Consider the following 23176-nt stretch of genomic DNA (forward strand, 5'->3'; position numbering starts at 1 on the left):
TGCGCACCTGCGAGGCCCTCTGGAACGGTTGTCGCGCCACTTTCGCCGGGGTCGCCGAAAGTGGCGCAACAACCGTCCGGTGGCCGTGACAGGGTCGTCCACCCGCTTGGCTAGCATGGGCGCGTGAACGGTGTCGGCGAGTACGTGGTGTTCTACGCGCCCGAGGCCGTGCAGGCCAAGGTCAAGCGTTGGCGCTCGATGCTGATTCAGCGGCTGATCTCGACGGCGTTCTCGGTGGCCGTCGGCGCCGCCGTCTGGTACTTCTTCGCCGCCCAGGTGGGGTCGTGGGGCCCCTGGCTGGTCGGGTCGGCCCTGGTGATCGGCCTGATCTGGGTGATCATCAGCACCGTCGGCCTGCTGATCGCCCGCAGCGAGGCCCGAACGGTGGCCCCGGGGCCGGCGTTCGCCGTCACCCGCGACGGCGCGTGGATCGCCAACCTGTGGCTGACCTGGCCCGAAGTGGGTGCCGTGCTGGCCAACCCCGGCCGCTTCGGACGATCCGCGCGGCTTGCGGTTCAGGGTCGTGACGGTCGTTCGGCCGCAGTACCGATGGAGTACCTGAGCGCCCTGCCCGCCAACATCGACTCGGCGGTGCGAGCGTTGTCGGGCGGGCGCTGCTGGATCGACCTGTCTCGGCTCGACGACTGAACCCGGCGTGCGGGGTGATCGCCGGGCTTTGGCGAATGGGTCGCGCGTCCGGGCGACTTTTGAAAGACTGGCCAGGTGCGGCAGCCGTAGTTGCCGATCGTTGATGTCACGACCCCCGTGAGGAGCGCAGTACATGCCCATCGCAACACCCGAGAAGTACGCCGAGATGCTGGCGGCGGCGAAGGCTGGTTCGTTCGCCTTTCCCGCGATCAACATCACGTCGTCGCAGTCCCTGAACGCCGCGCTGGCGGGCTTCGCCGCCGCCGGTTCCGACGGCATCGTGCAGGTCAGCACCGGTGGAGCCGAGTACGCCTCCGGCCCGACCATCAAGCACATGGTCACCGGTGCGGTCGCGCTGGCCGAGTACGCGCACGTGGTGGCCGCGAACTACCCGGTCAACATCGTGCTGCACACCGACCACTGCCAGAAAGAGAAGCTCGACACCTACGTCAAGCCGCTCATCGCCATCTCGCAAGAGCGCGTCGACCGCGGCCTCGAGCCGCTGTTCCAGTCCCACATGTGGGACGGCTCGGCCGTGCCGATGGCCGAGAACCTGACCATCGCCGACGAACTGCTCGCGCTCACCAGCAAGGCCCGTCAGATTCTCGAGATCGAGGTCGGCGTGGTCGGTGGCGAAGAGGACGGCGTCGCCGCCGAGATCAACGACAAGCTCTACACCACGGTCGAAGACGGCATGGCCACGGTCGAGAAGCTGGGCCTGGGCGAGAAGGGGCGGTACATCGTCGCCCTGACCTTCGGCAACGTGCACGGCGTCTACAAGCCGGGTTCGGTCAAGCTGCGTCCTGAGGTGCTCAAAGAGATTCAGGACGCCGTCGGCGCCAAGTACGGCCGCGAGAAGCCGTTCGACCTGGTGTTCCACGGCGGCTCGGGCTCGACGCCGCAAGAGATCAGCGACGCAGTCGACTACGGCGTGGTGAAGATGAACATCGACACCGACACCCAGTACGCGTTCACCCGCCCGGTGGCCGGCTGGATGATGACCAACTACGACGGCGTGCTCAAGGTCGACGGCGAGGTTGGCAACAAGAAGATGTACGACCCGCGCGCGTGGGGCAAGGCGGCCGAGGCCGGCATGGCCCAGCGCATCGTCGATGCCTGCGAGAACCTGCGTTCGGCCGGCAAGACCATCGGCTGATTCAGTCACCAACGACGATGCCCGGGCTTCGGCCCGGGCATCGTCGCGTTCGGCGGCGCTGGTCGAGCCTCCTGATTTCGCTGGTCGAGACGCTTCTATGTCTTGTCAAGGGTGGTCGTGTTGAGGTGTCGGAAGATTTGGCGGGCGATGTAGCGCTTGAGGCAGCGTCGGATTCGGGGTTTGGTTTGGCCTTGCTGTTTGCGTTTCTTGACGTAGGCCTTGGTGGTTTCGTCGTGTCGCATGCGGGTGTTCGCGATGGAGTTCAGGGCTGAGTTGAGTTGTCGGTCGCCGGTGCGGTTGAGGCGATGATCCTTGGAGTTGCCCGAGGAGATCTCCAGGGGGCAGACGCCGCCGATCTTGGCGAAGCCGGCTTCGTCATGGATGCGGCCGGGGTGAGACCAGACGGCGAGCACAATGGCGGCGTTGATGGGTCCGAGGCCGGGCAGGTCGAGCAGGGTTGGTTCGAGTTCACGCACGAGGGCGTTGATGGCTTTCTCGTTGCTGTCGAGGTCGGCGTCCAGGGTGTGGATGCGGGTGGCGAGGCGGTGCGCTTCGGTGCGGGCGATCCGGGCCAGGGTGGTGTCGGTGGGCCGCTTGCGCCAGCCCGCAATGAGGCTGATGTGGACCTTGTTGATTCCCTTGCGGGCATCGATGTCGAGGTTGTGGGTGCGTAGCAGCGCGGTGAGCTGGTTCTTGGAACGGGTCCGGTCGCGTCGCATGCTGTCGCGGGCGGTGAGCAGGATCTGCAGCGCGGCACGGGTATGGCCGGCGCGTCGGTCGGCGAGCCGTTCGCTGTCCTTGGGTAACGCGCCGCGGGCAGCGACCAGGGCATCGATGTGGTCGTTCTTGCCGCTGCCACGAGCCCGTTTCGGCGAGGGTGCGTCGACGACCCGGTAACCGCGTGCGGCGAGCAGCTCGGCTGCCTGGGCGCCGTAACTGCCGGTGCCTTCCATGCTGATCAGCACCTGGTCGACAGCTGGGTTGTCGTCAACACTGGTGCGGCGGCTGATCCAATCCACGGCCCGCAACAAGCCCGCGGCATGGGTGGGGAACTTCCCGTGGGTGATCTGGCCGCCGCTACGGGTCTCCACGATCGCGTAATGATGAGTGGCGGCGTGGGTGTCCACACCCACCACATAGGTGTAGGTATCTGCAACGATGGCCATCGGTGTCTGAGCCTCCTGTTTTCGGGATGTTGGGCATCGAGCCGGTCGAACCGGCGCGGCCATCCCGGGGAAAGAGTCACCCGTGGCGTTACTGTGATCGGTCACCCCGCCAAAGCGGTGGGACGGGCTTCTATCAGGCCAACGAGTGGGCCGGGATGGTCGGCCGGTTCTCCGTGCACGAGCCGGACAGATCTCGACCAAGACACCCCGCACAATTGCGGACGGTCAGCTTGTCGAAGGGTCACGACCCGCACACGAACAACCGGTCCCACCACCCTGCCAGCTAGCCCCAGGCCAGCCACCACCAACTCTCACAGCTTGTCGAGACCCCGGGAACGACCGTGATGGCCATTCAACCCCCATGTGTCGGTGCTCGGCGAGCGCGGTCAGAGCTCCGAAGATGATGATGTTGAGATCTGACACCCCGTCTGAGGTGGCCAGATCAACACTCTCTTCGGTGTCTGCAGTGATCCAGAACCGTTCCCGCTGGTCAGGTCAACTTTGGCCCGGTCTCGCGCTCCGGTACCGCCTCGGTCAGCCCTTGGCGGTCAGCCACAGCGGCTGGTAGGGCCGCACCCGCAGCGTCTCGGGTTCGAGGGAATAGTCATAGCCGCTGATGTGCTCGACCGCGGTCGACCCGAGCCGGTCGCGCAGCGCGTACACCGGCAGGTCGACGACGTCCTCGCTGAAGTTGTACACCTCGATCAGCATGCCCTCGGGGTGCTCACGGGTGAGCAGCAGCACCCGCGAATCGGGGCTCGGCAGCACCCGTGATTCAACCGAGGCGTGCAGGTGCGGCAGCCGCTTGCGCACGCCGATGGAGTGTTTGAGGCCCGACAGCACGCGCCCGGCGGGGCTGGACGCGTCGGCCTCGGCGTCGGCGACCAGGCCCCAGTCCATCTTCGGACGGTGCACCCACCGGTTGTCGCCGGCATGGTCGGGGTCGTCGAGGTACGAGTGATCGTTCAGCATGCCGATCTCGTCGCCCATGTACAGCAGGGGCACGCCACCGAAGCCCAGCACGAACGTGTGCAGCAGGTTCACCCGGGCGATGGCGTCCGCGAGCTGACCGTCGTCACCGGCGGCCAGCGCGGCCTCGACGCCGGCCAGGCTGGCCAGCGTGCCGCTGATGCGGCGGTCGTTGTTGATCGGGTTGAACTGAAACACCAGGCCCCTGGCGAACGAGCCGGGGTAGAGGCCGGCGTAGAACTCCGAGAGAAACGCGCGGTGCGAATGCCCCTCGAGGTAGGCGCCGCGGGCGTCGTCGTCGCCGATCGCCCAGCCGATGTCGTCGTGGCAACGCACGTAGGTGCCCCAGGTGGCCGAGGCGGGCTTGGCCGGAAAGTTCGACAGGGCCACCTCGAACAGCCGGGTGTGCCGTGAAGCCAGGGCCCCCCAGAGTTGCACCATCACCGAGTTGTGGTAGGCCAGATCACTCACCTTGCCGAAGTGCTTGCCCTGGCCCAGGTAGGCGATCAGGTCTTGCGGCCCGACGATCGCCTCTGCCTTGAGCGCACAGGCTGGGGCGACGATGCGCAGTGCGGCCCGCAGTGCCTGGGTGATCTCGTGCACCGGCGGTTCGTTCTGGCAGTCGGTGCCGAGCACCTTCCAGATGAACGCGATGGCGTCGAGTCGCATGACCTCGACGCCGTTGTTGGCCAGAAAGCAGATGATGTCGACGAACTCGGCGAAGACGTCGGGGTTGGCCCAGTTGAGGTCCCACTGAAACGAGTTGAAGGTCGTCCAGACCCAGCCGTTGAGCTCGTCGTCGAAGGTGAAGCTGCCGGGGGCGAAGTCGGGAAAGATCTCTGGCAGGGTGCGCTCGTAGGCGTCGGGTTCGGTGCGGTCGGGGTAGATCAGAAAATAGTCACGGTACTTCTGCTCACCGGCGCGGGCGCGGGCCGCCCACTCGTGCTCTTTGGCCACATGGTTGAGCACCAGGTCGACCACCAGCGACATGTGGTGGCGGCGCAGGGTAGTGGCCAGCGCCACCAGGTCGTCCATGGTGCCCAGGCGCGGGTCGACCGCGCGGTAGTCGGCCACCGCGTACCCGCCGTCACTGTCACCCGGCCGCGGCTCGAGCAGCGGCATCAGGTGCAGGTAGGTGACGCCGAGCGATTCCAGGTGGTCGATGTGGTCGGAGACCTTGGGCAGCGAGCGGGCGAACCGGTCGGCATAGCAGACGTAGCCGATCTGATCGGGGCGCTGCAGCCAGTCGGGACTGAGCAGGCGGGCCTCGTCGAGCACGCGCAGATCGGCCGGACGGGCGTCGAACGCGCCGCGCAGAGCCTCGGTCAGCCGCTCGAACAGCTCGCCGGCGCGGTCGCCGTAGGCACCTTCGAGACCGCTCAGCAGTTCAGGGCCGTAGCGGTCCATGCGCAGTTGGAACGTGGTGTCGTCATCGACCATGGCGGCAGCATAGAGCGTGGTTGCAGGCAATTTCACATCGAGGTCGCAGACCATCTGGGAGGCTCGTCAGCCCACGATCGGGGTCGGCCGGCGACGGCTGAGCGGCGGTTCGACCTGCGGTGTACCGATGCGCACGACGGTGACCACGCGGCCTGCGACGTCGGCTGCCTCGAGCAGCAGCGCCATGGTGGCGGCGGTGTCGGGGCAGGCCGTCACGTGCGGCAGCGGCTGCAGTCGCAGGCCGTGCCGAATGCCGTGCAGCCCCAGTCTCAGCAGCGCGGCGCCCATCGTCCACGGCACGGGGGAGCCGCCGGTGTCGACCAGCGCCGCCACCGTGCCGAGCCCGCGCGGGTGGCCGCCCAGCAGGTCGGCGATGCCGTCGTCCACGGCCCCGCGCGATGCCAGAAAAAGGGCGGCTCGCCAGGCCGGCAGGCCCAGGGCGACGGGTTCGATGCCGTCGTCTGCACCCGGACGCACCCAGGCCCGCAGTTCGCGGCGCGGTTCGGGGGTGGCGAACAGCCAGCGGTGGGCACGCTCGACCAGCGGATCGCCGGTCGCGCGTTCCCAGGCGATCACCCGGGCGTTCGCCGGAAGTGCCGCCCGGTCGGCGAGGTGCTCGACTTCGGCGATGCTGGGCGAGGGCTCGGCGAACCGTCCGACCCCGGTGACCCGATTGCGCAGGTCGTCGGCGTCGAACGGTGGGCGTACCACCGGGCCGGAGTGCAGCAGCGCGAACCGGTGCCGGGCTTCGTCGAGGGCGGGTTCGACGCGCACCCCCAGGCCGGCGGCGGCGCCGGCGATCAGCATGGCCTCCACGAAGGCACCCAGAGCGAGCCAGAGTTGGTCGTGACGGGGGTCGAGCACGCTCAGTGTGCGGGCAGGATCCCAGTCGACTTCGACGAAGTTCTCGCCGCGACGCAGCACCACCGGTTGGGTGTTCAGCACGCTGGGCGCCCTGCGAGCCAGCGGCTCGGTGCGCAGTACGTCGTCGACCCAGGTCACGGGGTCAGTATCGCCACTTTTTGGTTGAAAAGAATCGCTGCTGCGCTGAGGCCCAACGCCTCCGCCACTTTATGGTTGAAATAGATACCCGCGGGGGGTACCTATTCCAACCATAAAGTGGCGGCGTGGAGCTGCGGCCACAAAATCCGCCGGCATATCAACCACAAAGTGGCGCCCGACGCTCTCGGTAGGGTGAGGGCCATGTCGCACCTGCCCTTCGCCGACCCGCACGCCAACCGCACCCTGTTGCCCGACGACGTCGCCGCCACCGCGCCGACCGATTCCGACCCGTTCGAGGTGGCTGCGGAGTTTCCGGCCTCGAGTTTGGCCTGGGCCGTGCTGGCCGAGCTGGCACTGGCGAACGGCACCCGTGAAGGAGTGCTGCAGGCCTACGCGTTCGCCCGCACCGGTTACCACCGTGGCCTGGACGCACTGCGGCGCAACGGCTGGCGCGGCGCCGGACTGGTGCCGTGGGAACACGAGCCCAACCAGGGCTTTCTACGAGCGGTGTGGGCCTTGGCGCAGGCCGCCCGGGCGATCGGTGAGACGGCGGAATACGACCGCTGCGTGCAGCTCTTGGTGGACTCGTCGCCCACCGGTTACGCGGAACTGTCGGGCAACACGCTCTGATTCGAGGCACGTTGCGGGCGGGTTTCTGTGAGGTTGAGCGATCTCGAGATGCCTGCACGATGTCACCCTCGCTGCACGATGTCGTGTTGCAGGCCGAAAGTCTGCAGCGCCGCCGCGATCGTACGACGATCTCGAGATCGCCGGTCAGCCGAACTGCATTCCTGTGGCCTTCAGGTAACCGTGGTTGCCAATAACCGGGAATCCCGGGTCAGTCCACGTGGTCGATTACCGACAACCGTCCCCGGGTCACCGCCCGGTGCTGTGGACGGATGCCCGCACATGTATACCGTTCTAGCCGCTCTGAGGAACGGTGCCGGGCCTGACGACCCACTCCGATAGGCTCACCAGGTAAGGGCCCGTGAGACGGGCCGTTCTCATGCCGGAGGAGTACACATGCCGGGCATCGTGGTCGTCGGAGCGCAATGGGGCGACGAGGGCAAGGGCAAGGCCACCGATCAACTGGGCGACCGGGTCGACTACACGGTTCGCTATTCAGGCGGCAACAACGCGGGCCACACCCTCGTGGTGGGTGGGGAACGCTACGCGCTGCACCTGCTGCCGTCCGGCATTCTCAACCCCAACAGCGTGCCGGTGATCGGCAACGGCGTGGTGATCGACCTCGACGTGCTGTTCGACGAGATCGACGGCCTGGCCGCCCGCGGCGTCGATGCCGCGAAGAACCTGCTGGTTTCGGCCAACGCCCACCTGATCACGCCCTACCACCAGACCATCGACAAGGTGTCGGAGCGGTTTCTGGGCAAGCGCAAGATCGGCACCACCGGGCGCGGCGTCGGCCCGGCCTACTCAGACAAGGTGAATCGGCTCGGCATTCGGGTGCAAGACCTGTTCGACGAGCAACTGCTGCGCGAAAAGGTCGAGGCCGCCCTGTGGCAGAAGAACCACCTGCTGGTGAAGGTCTACAACCAGCGCGCCATCGACCCCGACCAGATCACCGAGCGGCTGCTCGGCCACGTCGATCGGCTGCGGCCGATGGTCACCGACATCTCTCGGGTGCTCATCGACGCCCTGGACGCCGACAAGGTGGTGCTGTTCGAGGGCGCCCAGGCGCATCACCTCGACGTCGACCACGGCACCTACCCCTACGTGACGTCGTCCAACCCGATCGCGGCGGGCGCGTGCACCGGCGCAGGCGTGGGACCCACCCGCATCGACCGGGTGATCGGCATCGCCAAGGCCTACACCACGCGAGTGGGCGAGGGCCCCTTCCCCACCGAGCTGTTGGACGCCGACGGCGACAAGATTCGCGCCGACGGGGCCGAGTTCGGCACCACCACGGGGCGCAAGCGCCGCTGTGGCTGGTACGACGCCCTGGTGGTCGACGCCGCGGCCAGCACCAACGCGTTCACCGACATCTTTCTGACCAAGCTCGACATTCTGTCGGGGTGGCCCAAGATCCCGGTCTGCGTGGCCTACGACGTGGACGGCGAGCGGCACGACCGGCTGCCGATGACCCAGACCGACTTCGCCCGAGCCGTGCCGGTCTACGAGTTGCAGGACGGCTGGAGCGAAGACATCTCAGGTGCCCGCACCTTTGCCGACCTGCCGAAGACCTGCCAGGCGTACGTGCGTCGGCTCGAAGAGCTGAGTGGCGCCCGTATCTCTGGCATCGGCGTCGGCCCGGGCCGCGAACAGGTGGTCATGCTGCACGACCTGCTGTGAACCGAAAGAACCGTCCCCTGAACGTTCAGGGGACGGTTCTTCCAGTTCAGGGGACGGTTCCTTCGGTTCAGGACGACAGCGCCTGACCCCGCTGCACCGCGGCAACTCCGGCGAGCAGAACGACGCCGCCGACCAGTTGCGGCAACCCGGGCAGCTCGCCCAGCAGCAGCCAGGCCCACAGCACGGCGAACAGCACCTCGGTCAGCCCCACGAAGCTCGCCACCGTCGAGCCCAGGTGCTGCACGCCCACGAACCCCAGTGCGTACGCCGCCGCAGCGGCCACCAGGGCCAGTTCGAGCAGCGGTACCCACCAGGCCAGCGTGACCCCGACGAACACCACATCGGCGGTGGTCGCCCGCAGAGGCATCAGCCCAGCCACCCCCGCGATGACAATGGCGACGGTTCCGATCGACAACCCGACGGCCACGAACGTGAGCGCCGGCAGCGTCATCTCGCGGGCCGACACCACGAAGTACACCGCCAGCCCGAACGCGGCCAGCAGCCCCCAGGCCAGGCCGCGCGGGTCCAGTGCGCCCATGCAGCCCGGGTCGAGCACGATCACCAGCCCGGCGATCGCCACCACGACGCCCACCAGGGTCAGCCTCGACGGCAGGCGTCGCGTGCGCAGAGCCACCCAGCCCACGACCAGCAGAATCCCCAGGTATTCCAGCAGCAGGCCGAGCGCCACCGGCACGTACTGCACGGCGTTGAAGAACGACACCTGTGCGGTCGCGCCGCCGAACACCCCGTACGCGAGCAGCGGACGCCAGTGGGCCAGCAGCAGCCGCCACCGTCCGCGCAGCGCCAGCAGGCCGGGAATCAGCAGCACCACGGCGGCGAGGCCGAGCCGAACCGACACCACGGCCCCGGCGCTCCACCCCGAGGCGAGCAGCGGTTTGGCGAAGGCGCCGGACGTGCCGAAGGCCGCGGCCGACACCAGGGCGGCCGTCCAGCCGGCCACGGCTCCCGAACGCATGACGCGTGGCGCTTCGGTCACCTCTGCCAGCGCCTCGGCCATCACGATCCTTCCCTTTGTGTAATGGGTCATGAGTTAACATGCTCATGACATCGCATCGATGCGTCAGGAGTCAAGATGGATTTCACTCATGACACCCGTCTGTCTTTGCAGGCGCTCACGGCGTTGGTGAACACCCGCCACCCCGACACGCTCACGACTGTTGCCGACCTCGACGACCTCTGCGACCGGTGGCGCTGGTCGGGCGGCCGCAACCACGACGAGGCCGAACTGCAGGCCGTGCGCGACGTGCGTGACCGGCTGGCCGGCTTCTGGGGCGCCGACGAGCAGACGGTGGTGAACCTGATCAATGCCCTGCTGTTCGAGGGCAATGCGTTACCGCAACTCGTGCGACACGACGGTTTCGACTGGCACATTCACGCCACCAGAGCCGACGACCCACTGGTGGTGCGCATGGTGGTGGAGTACGCCATGTCGATGATGGACGTCGTGCGCGCCGGCGATCTCGACCGGCTGTCGTACTGCGCGGCCGACGACTGCGATCAGGTGGTGCTCGATCTCAGCCGCAACCGGTCGCGCAAGTTCTGCGACTCGGGCTGTGGCAACCGCAGCAACGTCGCGGCCTACCGAGCCCGGCGCAAGCGGGCCGACTGACTGCGCCTCGCCGCGCACCGTTGGCCGGGCGGTTGTGCAGGCAGCCACGCGATCGGACGGTCGTCCAGCACAAGTGCCGACGTCGCATTCCACGCGAGGTCAAGCGGCTGTTCAGAAGCCGTTTCCCTTCCACGGCGGCCCCTTGTGGGGCAGCATGTGGGCCATGACGACCTACGACGCTCGCTGGTTCGCCAGTCAGGCGGCAACCTGGGACGACGACCCGCGCAGAGTCGAGCGGGCCCGTCGCGCCGCCGACGCGATAGCCGCCGAGGTGCCCGTCGACCCGTCATGGTCGGTGCTCGACTACGGTGCCGGCACCGGCCTGTTGGCCTTCGCACTGGCCGATCGGGTGGGCGACATGCTGCTGCTGGACTTCTCCGACGGCATGGTCGAGGTGGCCCGGCGGCGCATCGCCGACTCGGGCCGCGCCGGCATGCGGGCCGAGGTGCACGACCTCACGCAGGCAGCGGTGCCCGAGGGGCAGAAGTTCGACCTGGTGATCTCGATGATGGTGATGCATCACGTCGACGATGTTCCGTTGCTGCTGAAACAACTGGCCAAGGCGACCGTCGACGGTGGTTGGATCGCCGTTCTCGATTTGGAGCCCGAGCAGGGGGAATACCACGACCCCGGCTTCACCGGCCATCACGGGTTCAAACGGGGCATGCTGCGCCGAGCCTTGTCAGCGGCCGGTTTCGGGCATCTGACCGTGCGACGCGTGCTTGAGGTCGACAAAGAGGTGGACGGCGTCAGCCGAACCTTCGGCGTCTTCTTGGCCACCGCCCGCAAAGACGCGCAGCGCTCCGAAGGCACCGATGCGTGAGCACCACAGACGCTGATCACCGCCGGTGAAGCCCGTCGAGACCTTCGCGTGGCGAGGCGTTCGATAGCTCACCCAGCGGCTCGGTCACTTTGGTCGAGGTTGTCGAGACCTCCTGTGGCTTTCGACAAGCTCGACCAAGGGTTCGGCCGGTCGACCAGCGTGGCACAGTGCGTCGAGCGCGAACGAGAGATCCCTGCTTCCGCTGTCTTGCGATGCCTGACTCGGCCCTCGCCAACCGGCGAGCCGCTTGGGGCACACGCCATTAGGCTGTGCGCGTGCGAAATCAGCAGCTTTCCGTCTTGGTCGTCGGCAGCGGTGGGCGCGAACACGCGCTTGCTCTGGCATTGTCGCACGACCCGTCCGTCACCAGACTGTTCTGCGCGCCCGGCAACCCCGGCACGGCAACCGTGGCCACCAACTATCCGGTCGACATCAACGACGCCCGGGCCGTCGTCACCCTGGCCCGCCGGTTGCGGGTCGACCTGGTGGTCATCGGCCCCGAGGCGCCCTTGGTGGCCGGCGTCGCCGACGCCGTTCGGGGGGCCGGCATCGCGTGCTTCGGGCCGTCCAAGGCCGCGGCCCGGCTCGAGGGGTCGAAGGCGTTCGCGAAAGAGTTGATGGCGGCCGCCGGGGTGCCCACGGCTCGGTCGCGCTACTGCGAGACTCTGGACGAGGTCGCTCATGCACTCGACCACTTCGGCGCCCCCCACGTGGTGAAGGACGACGGGCTGGCGGCCGGCAAGGGCGTCATCGTCACCCACGACCGGGCTGCTGCGCTCGCGCACGCCGAGGGTTGCCTGCCGGTGGTGGTCGAAGAGTTTCTGGACGGGCCCGAGGTGAGCCTGTTCGCGATCACCGATGGCCTCACGGCCCTGCCGCTGCAGCCGGCCCAGGACTTCAAGCGCGTCGGTGACGGCGACAGCGGCCCGAACACCGGCGGCATGGGCGCCTACACGCCGCTGCCGTGGGCGCCGCCCGGGCTGGTCGACGAGATCATGGAGAGCGTGATCGAGCCCACGATCGCCGAACTGGGCCGGCAGGGCACGCCCTTCGTCGGGTTGTTGTACGCGGGGCTGGCGCTCACCTCGAAGGGCCTGCGGGTGGTCGAGTTCAACGTGCGCTTCGGCGATCCCGAGACCCAGGCGGTGCTGGCCGCGCTCGATTCGCCGTTGGGCCAGGTGCTCTACGCGGCCGCCACCGGCGACCTCGAAGACGTGGGCGAACTGGCCTGGAAGCCGGGCTCGGCGGTGGCCGTGGTGCTCGCTGCGAACGGGTACCCGGGCCAGCCGTCGCTGGGTGGGGTGATCGACGGACCGCGGTTGCAGGGCTCGAGCGACAACGTGCACATCGTGCATGCCGGCACGGCGCTGAACGACGCGGGTGAACTGGTGGCGTCCGGCGGTCGGGTGCTCGCCGTGGTGGCCCAGGCGTCCACGCTGAGCCAGGCGCGGGCCGATGCCTACGCCGGGGTGGCCGACCTGGACGCCCCGAGCCTGTTCTGCCGCAGCGACATCGCCGAGCGGGCCGAGCAGGGCGACATCGAGGTGTCGAAGACCTATCAGGTCAACTCCAGCTACGCCCAGTACCTGGCCGACGTGGCCGAGGGTGACGCGGGGGAGTGGTGAGGCGGTTTCGGGCTGCTCGCTAGGCTGGAATGATGCGTTCTTCTCGAATCTCCGCTGCCGCCGCCTGTGCCGTGCTGGTGCTCGCCGTGGCGCAGGCCGTCGCGGTGGTACTGCCGTTGTGGCTGTTCGGCACCGACCCCAACTCCGACGAGTCGACCTGCTGATCAACCCCGCCGGTTACGCCTTCACCATCTGGGCGGTCATCTACCTGGCGTGCATCGCCACCGGTGTGGTGTTCGTGCACACCCGGGTTTCGGGCAACCCGTCGGCCCAGCGGTTGACCGTCGACCTCGCCGTTGCCTGTGCCGCGGCTGCGTCGTGGCTGCTGGTGTCGGCGGCGTCCATCGACTGGCTGCCCTCGGTGCTGCTCACCGTGATGGTCGTGGTGCTGATCGACGCCGCACTGATCGCTGCCCGGCCGGCCGCTGCCGACGTCGACGCGCGAATCACCCTGCTGGTGCGCACCACGATGGGAAACTACGCAGCGTGGGCCAGCGCCGCGGTCTTTCTCAACTGGGCCGCCGATCTGGGCCGATCAGTCGCTGATCCGCAGGCGCTGGGTTGGCAACTCGCGCTGTTGATCGCGGCCGCGGCGCTCGGGGTGGCGGTGACCTACCTGGTCGGTTCGGCGCTGCCTGGCTACCCGATCACGCTGCTGTGGGCGTTGGTTGCGATCATCGTGAACGCCGCCGGACGGTCGACCGTGGTGGTCGCGGTTGCCGCCATCGGCATCGCCGCGGTGATCGCGGCGTACCTCGCCTCGCGCCGCCGTCACGACCGGCTGGTGGTCGCCGCCGGCAGCACCGCGTGACTGCCCGGTCGGCGCACCCGTCCCGCTCCGTCCACGGCTGCACCTGAGAGCAGCAGGCTCGTGAAAGCATGAACCCATGACCGTTCCCAACGTGCTGGCCACCCGTTATGCGTCCGAACAGATGCGGGCGATCTGGAGCCCCGAGCAGAAGATCGTGGCCGAGCGCCGGCTCTGGCTGGCCGTGCTGAAGGCGCAGAAAGACCTGGGCGTCGACTTCGGCGGCGCCGACGCGGCCGAAGTAATCGCCGACTACCAGCGGGTGCTCGAGCAGGTCGATCTAGCCTCGATCGAGGCCCGCGAGCGGGTCACCCGGCACGACGTGAAGGCGCGCATCGAAGAGTTCAACGCGCTGGCCGGGCATGAGCACGTGCACAAGGGCATGACCAGCCGCGACCTCACCGAGAACATCGAGCAGTACCAGGTGCTGAGCGGTCTGAAGCTGGTGCGCGAGCGCATCGTCACCGTTCTGGTCGCCCTGTCGCGGCTCGCCGTGCAGTACCGCGATCAAGCGCTCACCGGACGGTCGCACAACGTCGCCGCGCAGCTCACCACTCTGGGCAAGCGGTTCGCGACGGCCGCGGACGAACTGCTGGTCGCGTTCGCGCGCGTCGATGAGCTGATCAACCGCTACCCGGCCCGCGGCATCAAGGGCCCGATGGGCACCGCGCAGGACATGCTCGACCTGCTCGGCGGCAGCGCCAAGAAGCAGTTGGCGCTCGAGAACCAGATCGGCCAGTACCTGGGCTTCGCCCGCATCTTCACCTCGACCGGCCAGGTGTACCCGCGTTCGCTCGACTACGAGGTGTTGACCGCCCTGGTGCAGGTGGCGGCGGCGCCGTCCAACGTGGCGACGACCATTCGGCTGATGGCCGGCCACGAGCTGGTCACCGAAGGATTCAAAGAGGGCCAGGTCGGGTCGTCGGCCATGCCCCACAAGATGAACACCCGCTCGTGCGAGCGGGTCAACGGGCTGGCGGTGGTGCTGCGCGGGTACGCCACGATGGTGGGCGAGCTGGCCGGCGACCAGTGGAACGAGGGTGACGTGTCGTGCTCGGTGGTGCGACGGGTGGCGTTGCCCGACGCCTTCTACGCCCTGGACGGCCTGTTCGAGACGTTCCTGACGGTGCTGGCCGAGTTCGGCGCGTTCCCGGCCGTGATCGAGGCCGAACTGGCCCGCTACCTGCCGTTCCTGACCACCACGAAGGTGCTGATGGCGGCCGTCCGCAACGGGGTGGGTCGCGAGGTCGCGCACGAGGCGATCAAAGAGCACGCCGTGGCGGTGGCGCTGGGGTTGCGGCAGGGGGCGCGCACCAACGACCTGCTCGACCGGCTGGCGGCCGACTCTCGGCTGGGGCTCACCCGTGAGCAGTTGGAGGCCACCCAGGCCGACCCGCTCGAACTCACCGGCGCGGCCCGCGATCAGGTCGACGACGTGGCCGACAAGGTGAAACGCATCGCCAAGAAGTACCCGGCCGCCGCGGGCTACACCCCCGGCTCGGTGCTCTGACGGTTCAGGGGACGGTTCTCCAACCGGTGAGGGGACGGTTCTCCAACCGGTGAGGGGACGGTTCTCCAACCGGTGAGGGGACGGTTCTGCAACCGGTGAGGGGACGGTTCTCCAACCGGTGAGGGGACGGTTCTGCAACCGGTGAGGGGACGGTTCTCCAACCGGTGAGGGGACGGTTCTCCAACCGGTGAGGGGACGGTTCTCCAACCGTCCGAGAACCGTCCCGGCTGCCGCGTCGCGATCTACAGCGCGGGACTTCTTGCAGACTGAGCCTATCGCCACCTCAGCGAGGCGAGGTCTCGAAAGGCTCGACCACCGATGCCGCCATCGGTTAGTACTGCCGTCCTGGGTAACTCATGCCGGGTTATTTCGCGGCACCAGTTCTTTGAGGCGGCAGCAGAGATGATGCCGCCATCAGTGATCGTGAGCCTGCGCGCTTCGCCGTTCAGGACTTGATGACGATCTTCGCCGACTTGTTGGGCAACTCGACGTAGGTCTGACCCGGCGCCATCGACAGCGGGCTGCCGTCGTCGAGGGTGAACTCGAACAGCTCTTCGATGCTGCCCTTCTTCCACGTGCCGGTCACGTACTTGCCGCCGTGAAAGTAGTGGAACGGGCCCGAGGTGTCGATGATGTCGTGAATGGGTTCGTCGTGGCCCGAGCCGCTGTAGATCTTGTCGTAGTGCTGTTTGGCCCGAATGATCAGCACGTTGTCGGGGGCCACCCGTTTGCCGCCGGCCAGAACGTGCGGGCCCCAAGGCATACTGCGTAGCCAGGTGCCGGTTTTCTCGCTCCAGGTGTAGCTCATGTTGTAGCTGTTGCCGCTCTTCCACGGAACACTGATCGAGGCAGCGGTCTTGCCGTCGCGAGTGCTGGCCACCTTGGCGTCACCGAACGGAAAGTAGACCTGCGGCGGCCCGTCGCGAAACTTCTTGGTCTGCTTGGCGAGCACCGACGGGTGGCACACCACGGCCCGGTCGTAGTACGTGTTGCCCTGGTACACCCGCACCCGGGCCGAGTCGATGCCGTACGACCCGGTGCCCTTGGTGTTCATGTACGACAACATGCCTTCGAGGTAGCTGCCGTAGTGCTTCACGTACTTGAGCACCCAGCCGGTCGCGCCGGTGTTGCCGATGATCGCGTGCATGGGGCTGAGCAGCGGAATGTCCACCGGACGAATCGAGCGCACCGGGCCCACCGATTCGGCCATCTTCGAGTGGAACACCGGCACCAGCCGGGTGCTGCTGTAGCCGGCGGAGTCGCGGTAGCCGTCCAACTCGACGAACACGATGTCGGCCTCGTCGAGGCCCCGCTGCGGGTGCTCGTTCTTGTTGTCGGGCACCTTCACCGCCACCGCGGCGTGTTTGGCGTCGTCGGCGTCCTTGAGCAGCTTGCCCGACAGCGGCCAGCGGGGCCTGGTGTCGACCGAAACGGACGGGGATGGGCTGGGCGACGCGCTCGTCGACGGCGCGACGGACCCACTGGTGGACGGACTCGGCGTACCCGAGCAGCCCGCGGCCACAGCACCCGCGGTTGCGAGCAGGCCGACGAGCGCCGTTCGACGGCTCAGTTCATGCATGCCACACAAGGTACAACCTCGCATCACACCCCAAAGGTCAAGGCTGGCATCATGGGCGGGGCGCCGTCGTCGCGGCGCAGCAGCCGGAGGTGACCGTGGGGCAGCCGACCTGGATCGAGCGCGGCGTTCCCGGCCGTCACGGCGAGGTCAGGGTGCGCGAGTACACCCCCGACGGCGAGCCGTCCGGCCCGCGGCTGGTGTGGGTGCACGGGGGTGGCTGGGTGGTCGGCACGCTCGACGAACCCGAGGCTCACGCCGTCAGCATGGCAGTGGCGAAGGCCGGATTTCCGGTCACCAGCGTCGAGTACGGACTGCTGCCGATGTTTCCGCTGGTCGGGCCGTTGCGGCTCCGGCCGTCGCCGTTTCGCTACCCGGTCAGTCAAGACCAGGTGATGGACGCCTGGCTCGACGCCCAGCGCAGCCACGGCGGTGCGATGTGGCTGGGTGGTGCGAGCGCCGGCGCCTGCCTGGCGGCGGCGGTCGCGCTGCGGTTGCGTGACGGTGAGGGCAGTCGTCCGGCCGGCCTGGCGTTTCTGTACGGGCTGTTCCACGGGGTGCTGCCCGAACCGTCGGCGTCGCTGCGCCGGCGCATGTTCGGGGTGTCCGACCTGCGGGTCGTGCAAGAGATGGTGCGGCGCGCGGCGGTCAATCACGCCGGCCATGCAGACGACCTGCACAATCACGCGATCTTTCCCGGGCTGGGCGATCTGACCGGGCTGCCGCCGGTGCACCTGCTGAACGCCGACCGCGACCTGCTGCGTGCCTCGGCCGAGAACTTCGCCCACCGGCTCACCCAGGCGGACGTTCCGCACGAGGGTTGGTACCTGCACGGCACCACGCACGGCTTTCTGGCCCGTCCCGAGAAGCCGCCGTTCGGCGTCGGCGTGCGCGCGATCGCGGGGTGGCTGGCCGGCTGAGTTGGGACGAGGCTACGTCCGGTTGGTCGAGATGCTCACCGGTTCGTTCGTGGTCGGCAGAGATCCCGGCTTTCGCCGGGATGACGGGGAGCGAGTTGGCTGACCACGGACGAGGCTACGTCCGGTTGGTCGAGATGCTCACCGGTTCGTTCGTGGTCGGCAGAGATCCCGGCCTTCGCCGGGATGACGGGGAGCGAGTTGGCCGACCCCTTCGTCATCCCGGCGCATGCCGGGATGACGATCCGTCACAGAGCGGCAGCACCTGGTTTCGACAGGCTCAACCAGCGAAAGTCAGCGGCGGCAGCGGCTTAGCGTAGACCCAACGCGCGATCAGGCCCGCCACGTCGCCCTTTGTGTACCGCTGGGCGAAATCGACGAACGCCGGAGTCGTGACCACGCCCCACCGGTTCGCGGCCGTCCAGTCACGCAGCATGTCGAAGAACCGGTCACCCAGCAGAGCCCGCAGCGCGTGCAGGGTGAGCGCCCCCCGCTTGTACACCCGGTCGTCGAACATGTCGTCGCGGCCCGGATCGCCGAGCAACAAGTCCTGCGGCAGCGCGGCCAGCTTGCGGTGATGCTCGCGCGCCAGTTCGTCGGCGCTTCGCCCCCCGGACGCCTCAGACCACAGCCACTCGCTGTAGCAGGCGAATCCTTCGTGCAGCCAGATGTCGGCCCAGGTGGCGGCGGTCAGGCTGTTGCCGAACCACTGGTGGGCCAGTTCGTGCGCGACCAGGCGTTCGTTGTTCCAGCCCGCCACCGCGTGATTGGCGCCGAAGGTCGACAGTGTCTGTGCCTCGAGCGGAATCTCCAGGTCGTCGGCGGTGATCACCACCGCGTAGCCGTCGAACGGGTAGGGGCCGAACAGCCCGGTGAACACCTCGAGCATGTCGGCCTGACGCTCGAACGCGGTGCCCACGCCCACCGGCACCGTGCGCGGGTGCAGCACCTCCACCTCGCCGGCCGCCGTGCTCACGTAGCGTCCGATGTGCAGCACCGCCAGGTAGGGCGCCATCGGCTGTGCCTGCACGTAGCGCCAGGTCGTGCGGCCCGAGCGTCGCTCGCGCCCGGCCAGCACACCGTTGGCCACCACCCGATAGCCGTCGGCCACCGTGATCGCGAACCGGTAGCTGGCCTTGTCATCGGGCCGGTCGTTGCACGGAAACCACGACGGCGCCCCGCACGGCTGCGCGGCCACCAGCACGCCGTCGGTGAGTTCTTCCCAGCCGACCGGCCCGAACACGCTCGGCATCGGACGCGGCTTGCCCGCATAGTCGATCTCGACGCTCAGCCGCGACCCCGCCTTGACCGGCGAGGCCAACGCGATGCGCAGCTTGCGGTCGCGATGGGTGAACCGCGCCGGCCGTCCACCCACCTTCACCTTCGTCACGGTCAACCCGTACAGGTCGAGCGCCACCTGATCGAGCGGCTCGGCGGCCTCGATCTCGAGCACCGCCCGCGCACTGAGGTGGTTGGTGGCGATGCGGTAGTCGAGGTCGAGGTCGTACGCCCGCACGCCGAATCGACGATTGCCGTGCCCGGGAACATAGGCGTCGGCTGCGGGCATCATTCCTCCGTGGTCGGCTCGGACGCCGGCCACGGGGCGATCGGATTGCCGATCCAACGGGTCTTGTCAGGTACGGATTCACCGCGCATGACCAGCGATACCGGGCCGATCGTAGCGTGTCGTCCGATGGTGGCCGCGGGCAGAATCACACTGTTGGGGCCCAGTGTCGCGCCCGCCCGCAGGGTGACGGTGTCCATGCTGAGCACCCGGTCGTGAAACAGGTGGGTCTGCACCACACAGCCGGCGTTCACGGTCACGCCGGCGCGCAGGTCGATCAGGTCGGCCTCGGGCAACCAGTAGGTCTCGCACCACACGCCCTCGCCCACCTTGGCGCCCATGGTGCGAAACCACGCGTTCAGCGCGGGCGTACCCATGGTGGGGTGCGCGAACCACGGCGCGGCCAGCAGTTCGACGAACATGTCGGCCAGCTCGTTGCGCCACACCAGCGAGCTCCACAGCGGGTGGTCCGACGGCTTCAGCCTGCCCAGCAGCACCCATTTGGCGATGGACGCCGACGCTGCCGCCAGCACTCCGCCCACCGCGAGCACCACCCCGGACGCCAATGCGGCAAGCCACCAACCGACGCCGGCCAACGCCACCACTGCCGCGACGCACACCAAAGTGAGCGTCACCAGGGTCAGCGGGGCGAGCAGCCGGCACAGCTCGACGCCGGCCCGGGCCAGCTTCAGCGCCGTGGTGGGGGCGTAGGTGCGTGAGGTGTCGGCGTTGCCTGCGGTGCGGCGCAGCTTGGTGGGCGGCGAGCCGATCCAGGACGTCCCTCGCTTGGCCCGCGCCCTGGCCGGGGCCGCCGACAACACCGCGACCAGCCCACCCTTGGGCACCTTGCGGCCCGGGGCGGCCATGCCCGAGTTGCCGACGAAGGCGTGCTTGCCGATGCGCACCTCTTCGATGCGCAGCCAGCCGCCGCCCAGCTCGTAGCCACCGATCAGGGTGTCGTCGGCCAGAAACGCCCCGTCGGCGACGGTGACCAGCTTGGGAATCATCAGCGTGGTGCTCGCTTCGACCTCGTGGCCGATGGTGGCGCCCAGGCTGCGCAGCCAGGCCGGGGTGGCGAAGCTCGAATACAACGGAAACAACCAGGTGCGGGCCTCGTCGAGCACTCGGATCGTCGACCAGGCCTGCCACGAGATGCGTGACTGCACCGGGTGATGCCCGGCCACCAGGCCGATGCCGAGCAACCGCACCAGCACCCAGATCAGCAGGGCCAGCGTGACGTAGCCCACCAGGGTGGCGGGCAGCAGCCAGGGCAGCACTGCCACCAGGGCCGAGCCCACCGAGGCCGCCCCGCGCAGCGCCGGCCACACCACGGCCAGCCCGGCGAGCGTGGCCAGCAACGGCAGGGCGGCGATCAGCACGCCCATGCCCGCATAGCCGGCCAACCACGCCGGGTTGTTGTTCGGACGATGCGGCCACGGCCCCCGTGCCTGATCGCGCACCTTCACCGCGGGCGAGCCCGACCAGTACTCGCCGGCCCCGACCCGTCCGAACACTGCCGAACCGGGGGCCACCTCGGCACCGGCGCCCACGTCGGCACCGGCGACCAGAGTGCTGCGCGCACCCACCCGGGCACCCCTGCCCACCGTGATGGCCCCGACGATCAGTTGGTCGCCGTCCAACCAGTGCCCGGTCAGGTCGACCTCTGGTTCGACCGAACAGCCCTCGCCCAGATGCAGCAGGCCGGTGACGGGCGGGGCGCTGTGCAGGTCGACGTGCGGTTCGACGGTGACGCCCAGCAGCCGGGCGTACCAGCGCAGCAGGACGGCGGCGGCGATCGACTCGGCCCCCATCTCGTCGGCGAACCGTTCGGCCAGCCAGAGCCGCAGGTGCACCCGCCCGCCGCGTGGGTAGCTGCCGGGCGCGAGACCGCCCAGAATCACCCGCACGCCAATGGCGGTGAGCAGCAGCCGTCCCGGGGTGAAGATCAGCAGCAGGGCACCGAGCAGCACCCACCACCACGACAGGGTCGGCAGCCAGGTCAGCCCGGCGGCGTTGCCGAGGTTGGCGCCGGCCGCGGCCCAGATCGTCCAGCGCAGCCCGGCGATGGTGCGCAACGGCAGCAGCGCCAGCAGTTGGCCGCGTTGGGTCTTGACCGGCACCGGCCGCACGTTGGCGTTGAGTTGCGACAGGGGCGCGGCCATCTCGTCGAGGTGGTGGGCCAAATCGGCCAGCCGCGGGTGGTCGTAGATGTCGGCGACCGTCACCTCCGGGTGGGTGCGGCGCAGCAACGACACCATCTGCGCCGCGGTCAGCGAGCCGCCGCCGAGATCGAAGAAGTCGGCATCGAGCGTTGTCACCCGCGTGCCGAGCGCCGATTCCCAGTGGTCGCGCACCATCGCCTGGGTGCCGCTGAGTTGCAGGTCGGACGACCCTCCGCCCGCGTCGGGCAGCGGCCAGGGCAGGGCGTCGCGGTCGATCTTGCCTGAGGTGCGGGTGGGCAGTTCGGGCACCACCGCCAGCCGGGGCACCAGGGGAGCGGGCAGTCGTTCGCGCAGCAGGGCCAGCGATTCGTGGGCGTCGAAGCCGGGTTCGACGGCGACGTAGCCCACCAGCAACTGGCTGCCCGAGGTGGTGCGCCGCACCGCCGCGGCCGCACCGCTGACCCCCGGCAGGTCGAGCAGGGCGTTGTCGATCTCACCCAGTTCGATGCGCCGTCCGCCGACCTTCACCTGGTCGTCGGCGCGGCCCACGAACAGCAGCCCGGCCTCGTCGTTCACCACCAGATCGCCCGACCGGTAGGCCCGCTCCCACCCTAGAGACGGCAGCGGAGCGTACTTCTCGGCGTCCTTGACGGGGTCGAGGTAGCGGGCCAGGCCGACCCCACCGATGATCAGCTCGCCGGTGCCGTCGGGCGGCACCGGGTGGCCGGCCGGGTCGACGACCGCAAGGTCCCAGCCGTCCAGTGGCAGGCCGATGCGAATCGGCGGTTCGCCGGTCAGCTTGGCGCCGCAGGCGACCACGGTGGCCTCGGTGGGGCCGTAGGTGTTCCAGACCTCGCGCTGCGGGGTGACCAGCCGGGCGCCCAGTTCGGGCGGGCAGGCCTCGCCGCCCAGAATCAGCAGCCGCACCCTGGCCAGGGCTTCCATCGGCCACAGCGACACCAGGGTCGGCACGGTGCTCACCACGGTGATGCGGTTGGCCTGCAGCCAGGGCCCTAGGTCCATGCCCGAGCGCACCAGCGAGCGTGGCGCCGGCACCAGGCAGGCCCCGTAGCGCCACGCCAGCCACATCTCTTCGCACGAGGCGTCGAAGGCCACCGACAGCCCGGCCATGACCCGGTCGCCCACCCCGAGCGGGGCGTCAGTGAGAAAGATGCGGGCCTCGGCGTCGACGAACGCGGCGGCGTTGCGGTGGGTGACCGCCACCCCCTTGGGCTTGCCGGTCGAGCCCGAGGTGAAGATCACCCAGGCGTCGTCGTCGGGTGTCGGGTCGACCCGTTCTGCGGGTGGCCTGACCGGGCCCCGGCGGGTGATCTCGAGATCGTTGCCGATCACCGCGCGCACGTCGGCCTCGGTGAACACGGTGCGGGCGCGCTCGTCGGGATCGTCGGCGTCGACCGGCACGTAGGCTGCGCCGGCCAGCAGAATGCCCATGATCGCCACGTACAACTCGGTGGTGCCCGAAGCGATGCGCACGCCGACCTTGTCGCCGGGGCCGATGCCCAGCTCGGCCAGGTCGTCGGCGACGTCGTCGGCGGCGTCCGCGAACTCGTCGTAGGTCAGCACGATCACGCCGTTGTCGAGTGCCTCGTCGTCGCCGCATTCGGCGACGGTTTCGCGAAAGACGTCCACCAGGGTGCGCGGTGGTGGGGCGAACGGGCCGCGCAACAGGGTCACGAAACTGCTCCTCATGCCGTCGTGCGGCGGCTCGACTCGGGTGGTGCCTGCATTATCGCGCCGTCAGGCGAACAGCAGGTGAACGGTTCGCGTCGTCGCGAAGGGCCGGGGTAGGGGTATCGGGTTCACCGTGATCGGCGTATCGTTGGCGGTCGGTATCACGGCTCGGCCAGGC

18 protein-coding genes are annotated in these 23176 nt (G+C 68.7%); 11 read left to right on the plus strand and 7 right to left on the minus strand.

Translation table 11 applies throughout. From position 1 onward, the window contains the following. Positions 1-123 precede the first annotated feature (123 nt). Both MPLG2_RS00770 and fbaA read left to right on the plus strand, forming a co-directional pair. Entirely contained in the window at positions 124-648 is a 525-nt protein-coding gene (locus tag MPLG2_RS00770; RefSeq protein WP_105184499.1) for a hypothetical protein, read from the plus strand. Positions 649-781: 133 nt separating this feature from the next. Then, positions 782-1804, plus strand: a complete 1023-nt coding sequence (gene fbaA, locus MPLG2_RS00775; protein WP_105184500.1) for a class II fructose-bisphosphate aldolase — start codon at positions 782-784, stop codon at positions 1802-1804. Between the two features lie 95 nt (positions 1805-1899). Here the strand turns inward: fbaA and MPLG2_RS00780 are convergent, their stop codons facing one another. The 3 genes from MPLG2_RS00780 to MPLG2_RS00790 form a co-directional block, all read right to left on the minus strand. Further along, positions 1900-2970 (minus strand): IS110 family RNA-guided transposase, encoded by a 1071-nt coding sequence (locus MPLG2_RS00780; protein ID WP_158680754.1) that lies wholly within the window; start codon positions 2968-2970, stop codon positions 1900-1902. 534 nt (positions 2971-3504) lie between these two features. Further along, positions 3505-5379 carry an amylosucrase gene (locus tag MPLG2_RS00785; RefSeq protein WP_105187384.1) on the minus strand — a complete coding sequence of 625 codons (1875 nt, stop codon included), beginning with the start codon at positions 5377-5379 and terminating at the stop codon, positions 3505-3507. Positions 5380-5445: 66 nt separating this feature from the next. After that, positions 5446-6381 (minus strand): nitroreductase family protein, encoded by a 936-nt coding sequence (locus tag MPLG2_RS00790; RefSeq protein ID WP_105184502.1) that lies wholly within the window; start codon positions 6379-6381, stop codon positions 5446-5448. A gap of 201 nt (positions 6382-6582) precedes the next feature. Between MPLG2_RS00790 and MPLG2_RS00795 the strand changes: the two genes are divergently transcribed. Together MPLG2_RS00795 and MPLG2_RS00800 are read left to right on the plus strand one after the other, a co-directional pair. Then, positions 6583-7011: a DUF3151 domain-containing protein gene (locus tag MPLG2_RS00795; RefSeq protein ID WP_105184503.1), complete on the plus strand. Its 429-nt coding sequence runs from the start codon at positions 6583-6585 to the stop codon at positions 7009-7011. Between the two features lie 393 nt (positions 7012-7404). Further along, on the plus strand, positions 7405-8691 hold the full coding sequence (locus tag MPLG2_RS00800; protein ID WP_105184504.1) for an adenylosuccinate synthase: 1287 nt from the start codon (positions 7405-7407) through the stop codon (positions 8689-8691). Positions 8692-8758: 67 nt separating this feature from the next. Here MPLG2_RS00800 and MPLG2_RS00805 read toward each other — a convergent pair whose 3' ends face one another. Continuing rightward, positions 8759-9739 (minus strand): EamA family transporter, encoded by a 981-nt coding sequence (locus MPLG2_RS00805; RefSeq protein WP_105184505.1) that lies wholly within the window; start codon positions 9737-9739, stop codon positions 8759-8761. A 45-nt stretch (positions 9740-9784) separates the two neighbouring features. On the opposite strand from MPLG2_RS00805, the gene MPLG2_RS00810 reads away from it, so the two are divergent. From MPLG2_RS00810 to purB, 6 genes are all read left to right on the plus strand, one after another. Beyond that, a complete protein-coding gene (locus MPLG2_RS00810; protein ID WP_105184506.1) occupies positions 9785-10321 on the plus strand; it encodes a CGNR zinc finger domain-containing protein in 537 nt (178 codons plus the stop codon). A gap of 163 nt (positions 10322-10484) precedes the next feature. After that, a complete protein-coding gene (locus MPLG2_RS00815) occupies positions 10485-11144 on the plus strand; it encodes a class I SAM-dependent DNA methyltransferase (protein WP_158680755.1) in 660 nt (219 codons plus the stop codon). A 275-nt stretch (positions 11145-11419) separates the two neighbouring features. Beyond that, positions 11420-12769, plus strand: a complete 1350-nt coding sequence (gene purD, locus MPLG2_RS00820) for a phosphoribosylamine--glycine ligase (RefSeq protein ID WP_105184508.1) — start codon at positions 11420-11422, stop codon at positions 12767-12769. A 32-nt stretch (positions 12770-12801) separates the two neighbouring features. Further along, complete coding sequence (locus MPLG2_RS19590) at positions 12802-12933, plus strand: hypothetical protein (RefSeq protein WP_269459160.1); 132 nt, start codon at positions 12802-12804, stop codon at positions 12931-12933. After that, positions 12888-13580: a hypothetical protein gene (locus MPLG2_RS00825; RefSeq protein WP_197710024.1), complete on the plus strand. Its 693-nt coding sequence runs from the start codon at positions 12888-12890 to the stop codon at positions 13578-13580. The genes MPLG2_RS19590 and MPLG2_RS00825 overlap by 46 nt, the downstream gene beginning before the upstream one ends. A 76-nt stretch (positions 13581-13656) precedes the next feature. Further along, on the plus strand, positions 13657-15087 hold the full coding sequence (purB, locus tag MPLG2_RS00830) for an adenylosuccinate lyase (protein ID WP_105184509.1): 1431 nt from the start codon (positions 13657-13659) through the stop codon (positions 15085-15087). 445 nt (positions 15088-15532) lie between these two features. Here purB and MPLG2_RS00835 read toward each other — a convergent pair whose 3' ends face one another. Next, complete coding sequence (locus MPLG2_RS00835) at positions 15533-16666, minus strand: DUF3048 domain-containing protein (RefSeq protein ID WP_158680756.1); 1134 nt, start codon at positions 16664-16666, stop codon at positions 15533-15535. 89 nt (positions 16667-16755) lie between these two features. On the opposite strand from MPLG2_RS00835, the gene MPLG2_RS00840 reads away from it, so the two are divergent. Next, positions 16756-17583, plus strand: coding sequence for an alpha/beta hydrolase (locus tag MPLG2_RS00840; protein ID WP_158680757.1), 828 nt, complete (start codon positions 16756-16758; stop codon positions 17581-17583). Between the two features lie 277 nt (positions 17584-17860). Here the strand turns inward: MPLG2_RS00840 and MPLG2_RS00845 are convergent, their stop codons facing one another. Together MPLG2_RS00845 and MPLG2_RS00850 are read right to left on the minus strand one after the other, a co-directional pair. Then, positions 17861-19147: a M1 family metallopeptidase gene (locus MPLG2_RS00845; RefSeq protein WP_231935735.1), complete on the minus strand. Its 1287-nt coding sequence runs from the start codon at positions 19145-19147 to the stop codon at positions 17861-17863. Further along, complete coding sequence (locus tag MPLG2_RS00850; RefSeq protein WP_231935736.1) at positions 19147-23001, minus strand: Pls/PosA family non-ribosomal peptide synthetase; 3855 nt, start codon at positions 22999-23001, stop codon at positions 19147-19149. The genes MPLG2_RS00845 and MPLG2_RS00850 overlap by 1 nt, the downstream gene beginning before the upstream one ends. Between the last annotated feature and the right edge of the window lie 175 nt (positions 23002-23176).

Origin of the sequence: Micropruina glycogenica, assembly GCF_900289045.1 — a bacterium.
Classification (GTDB): domain Bacteria; phylum Actinomycetota; class Actinomycetes; order Propionibacteriales; family Propionibacteriaceae; genus Micropruina; species Micropruina glycogenica.

Coding starts and splice junctions, on each gene's coding strand:
- fbaA (WP_105184500.1), top strand. CDS start 782: ATGCCCATCGCAACACCCGAGAAGTACGCCGAGATGCTGGCGGCGGCG.
- MPLG2_RS00780 (WP_158680754.1), bottom strand. CDS start 2,970: ATGGCCATCGTTGCAGATACCTACACCTATGTGGTGGGTGTGGACACC.
- MPLG2_RS00785 (WP_105187384.1), bottom strand. CDS start 5,379: ATGGTCGATGACGACACCACGTTCCAACTGCGCATGGACCGCTACGGC.
- MPLG2_RS00795 (WP_105184503.1), top strand. CDS start 6,583: ATGTCGCACCTGCCCTTCGCCGACCCGCACGCCAACCGCACCCTGTTG.
- MPLG2_RS00800 (WP_105184504.1), top strand. CDS start 7,405: ATGCCGGGCATCGTGGTCGTCGGAGCGCAATGGGGCGACGAGGGCAAG.
- MPLG2_RS00805 (WP_105184505.1), bottom strand. CDS start 9,739: ATGACCCATTACACAAAGGGAAGGATCGTGATGGCCGAGGCGCTGGCA.
- MPLG2_RS00810 (WP_105184506.1), top strand. CDS start 9,785: ATGGATTTCACTCATGACACCCGTCTGTCTTTGCAGGCGCTCACGGCG.
- MPLG2_RS00815 (WP_158680755.1), top strand. CDS start 10,485: ATGACGACCTACGACGCTCGCTGGTTCGCCAGTCAGGCGGCAACCTGG.
- MPLG2_RS19590 (WP_269459160.1), top strand. CDS start 12,802: ATGCGTTCTTCTCGAATCTCCGCTGCCGCCGCCTGTGCCGTGCTGGTG.
- purB (WP_105184509.1), top strand. CDS start 13,657: ATGACCGTTCCCAACGTGCTGGCCACCCGTTATGCGTCCGAACAGATG.
- MPLG2_RS00835 (WP_158680756.1), bottom strand. CDS start 16,666: ATGCATGAACTGAGCCGTCGAACGGCGCTCGTCGGCCTGCTCGCAACC.
- MPLG2_RS00845 (WP_231935735.1), bottom strand. CDS start 19,147: ATGCCCGCAGCCGACGCCTATGTTCCCGGGCACGGCAATCGTCGATTC.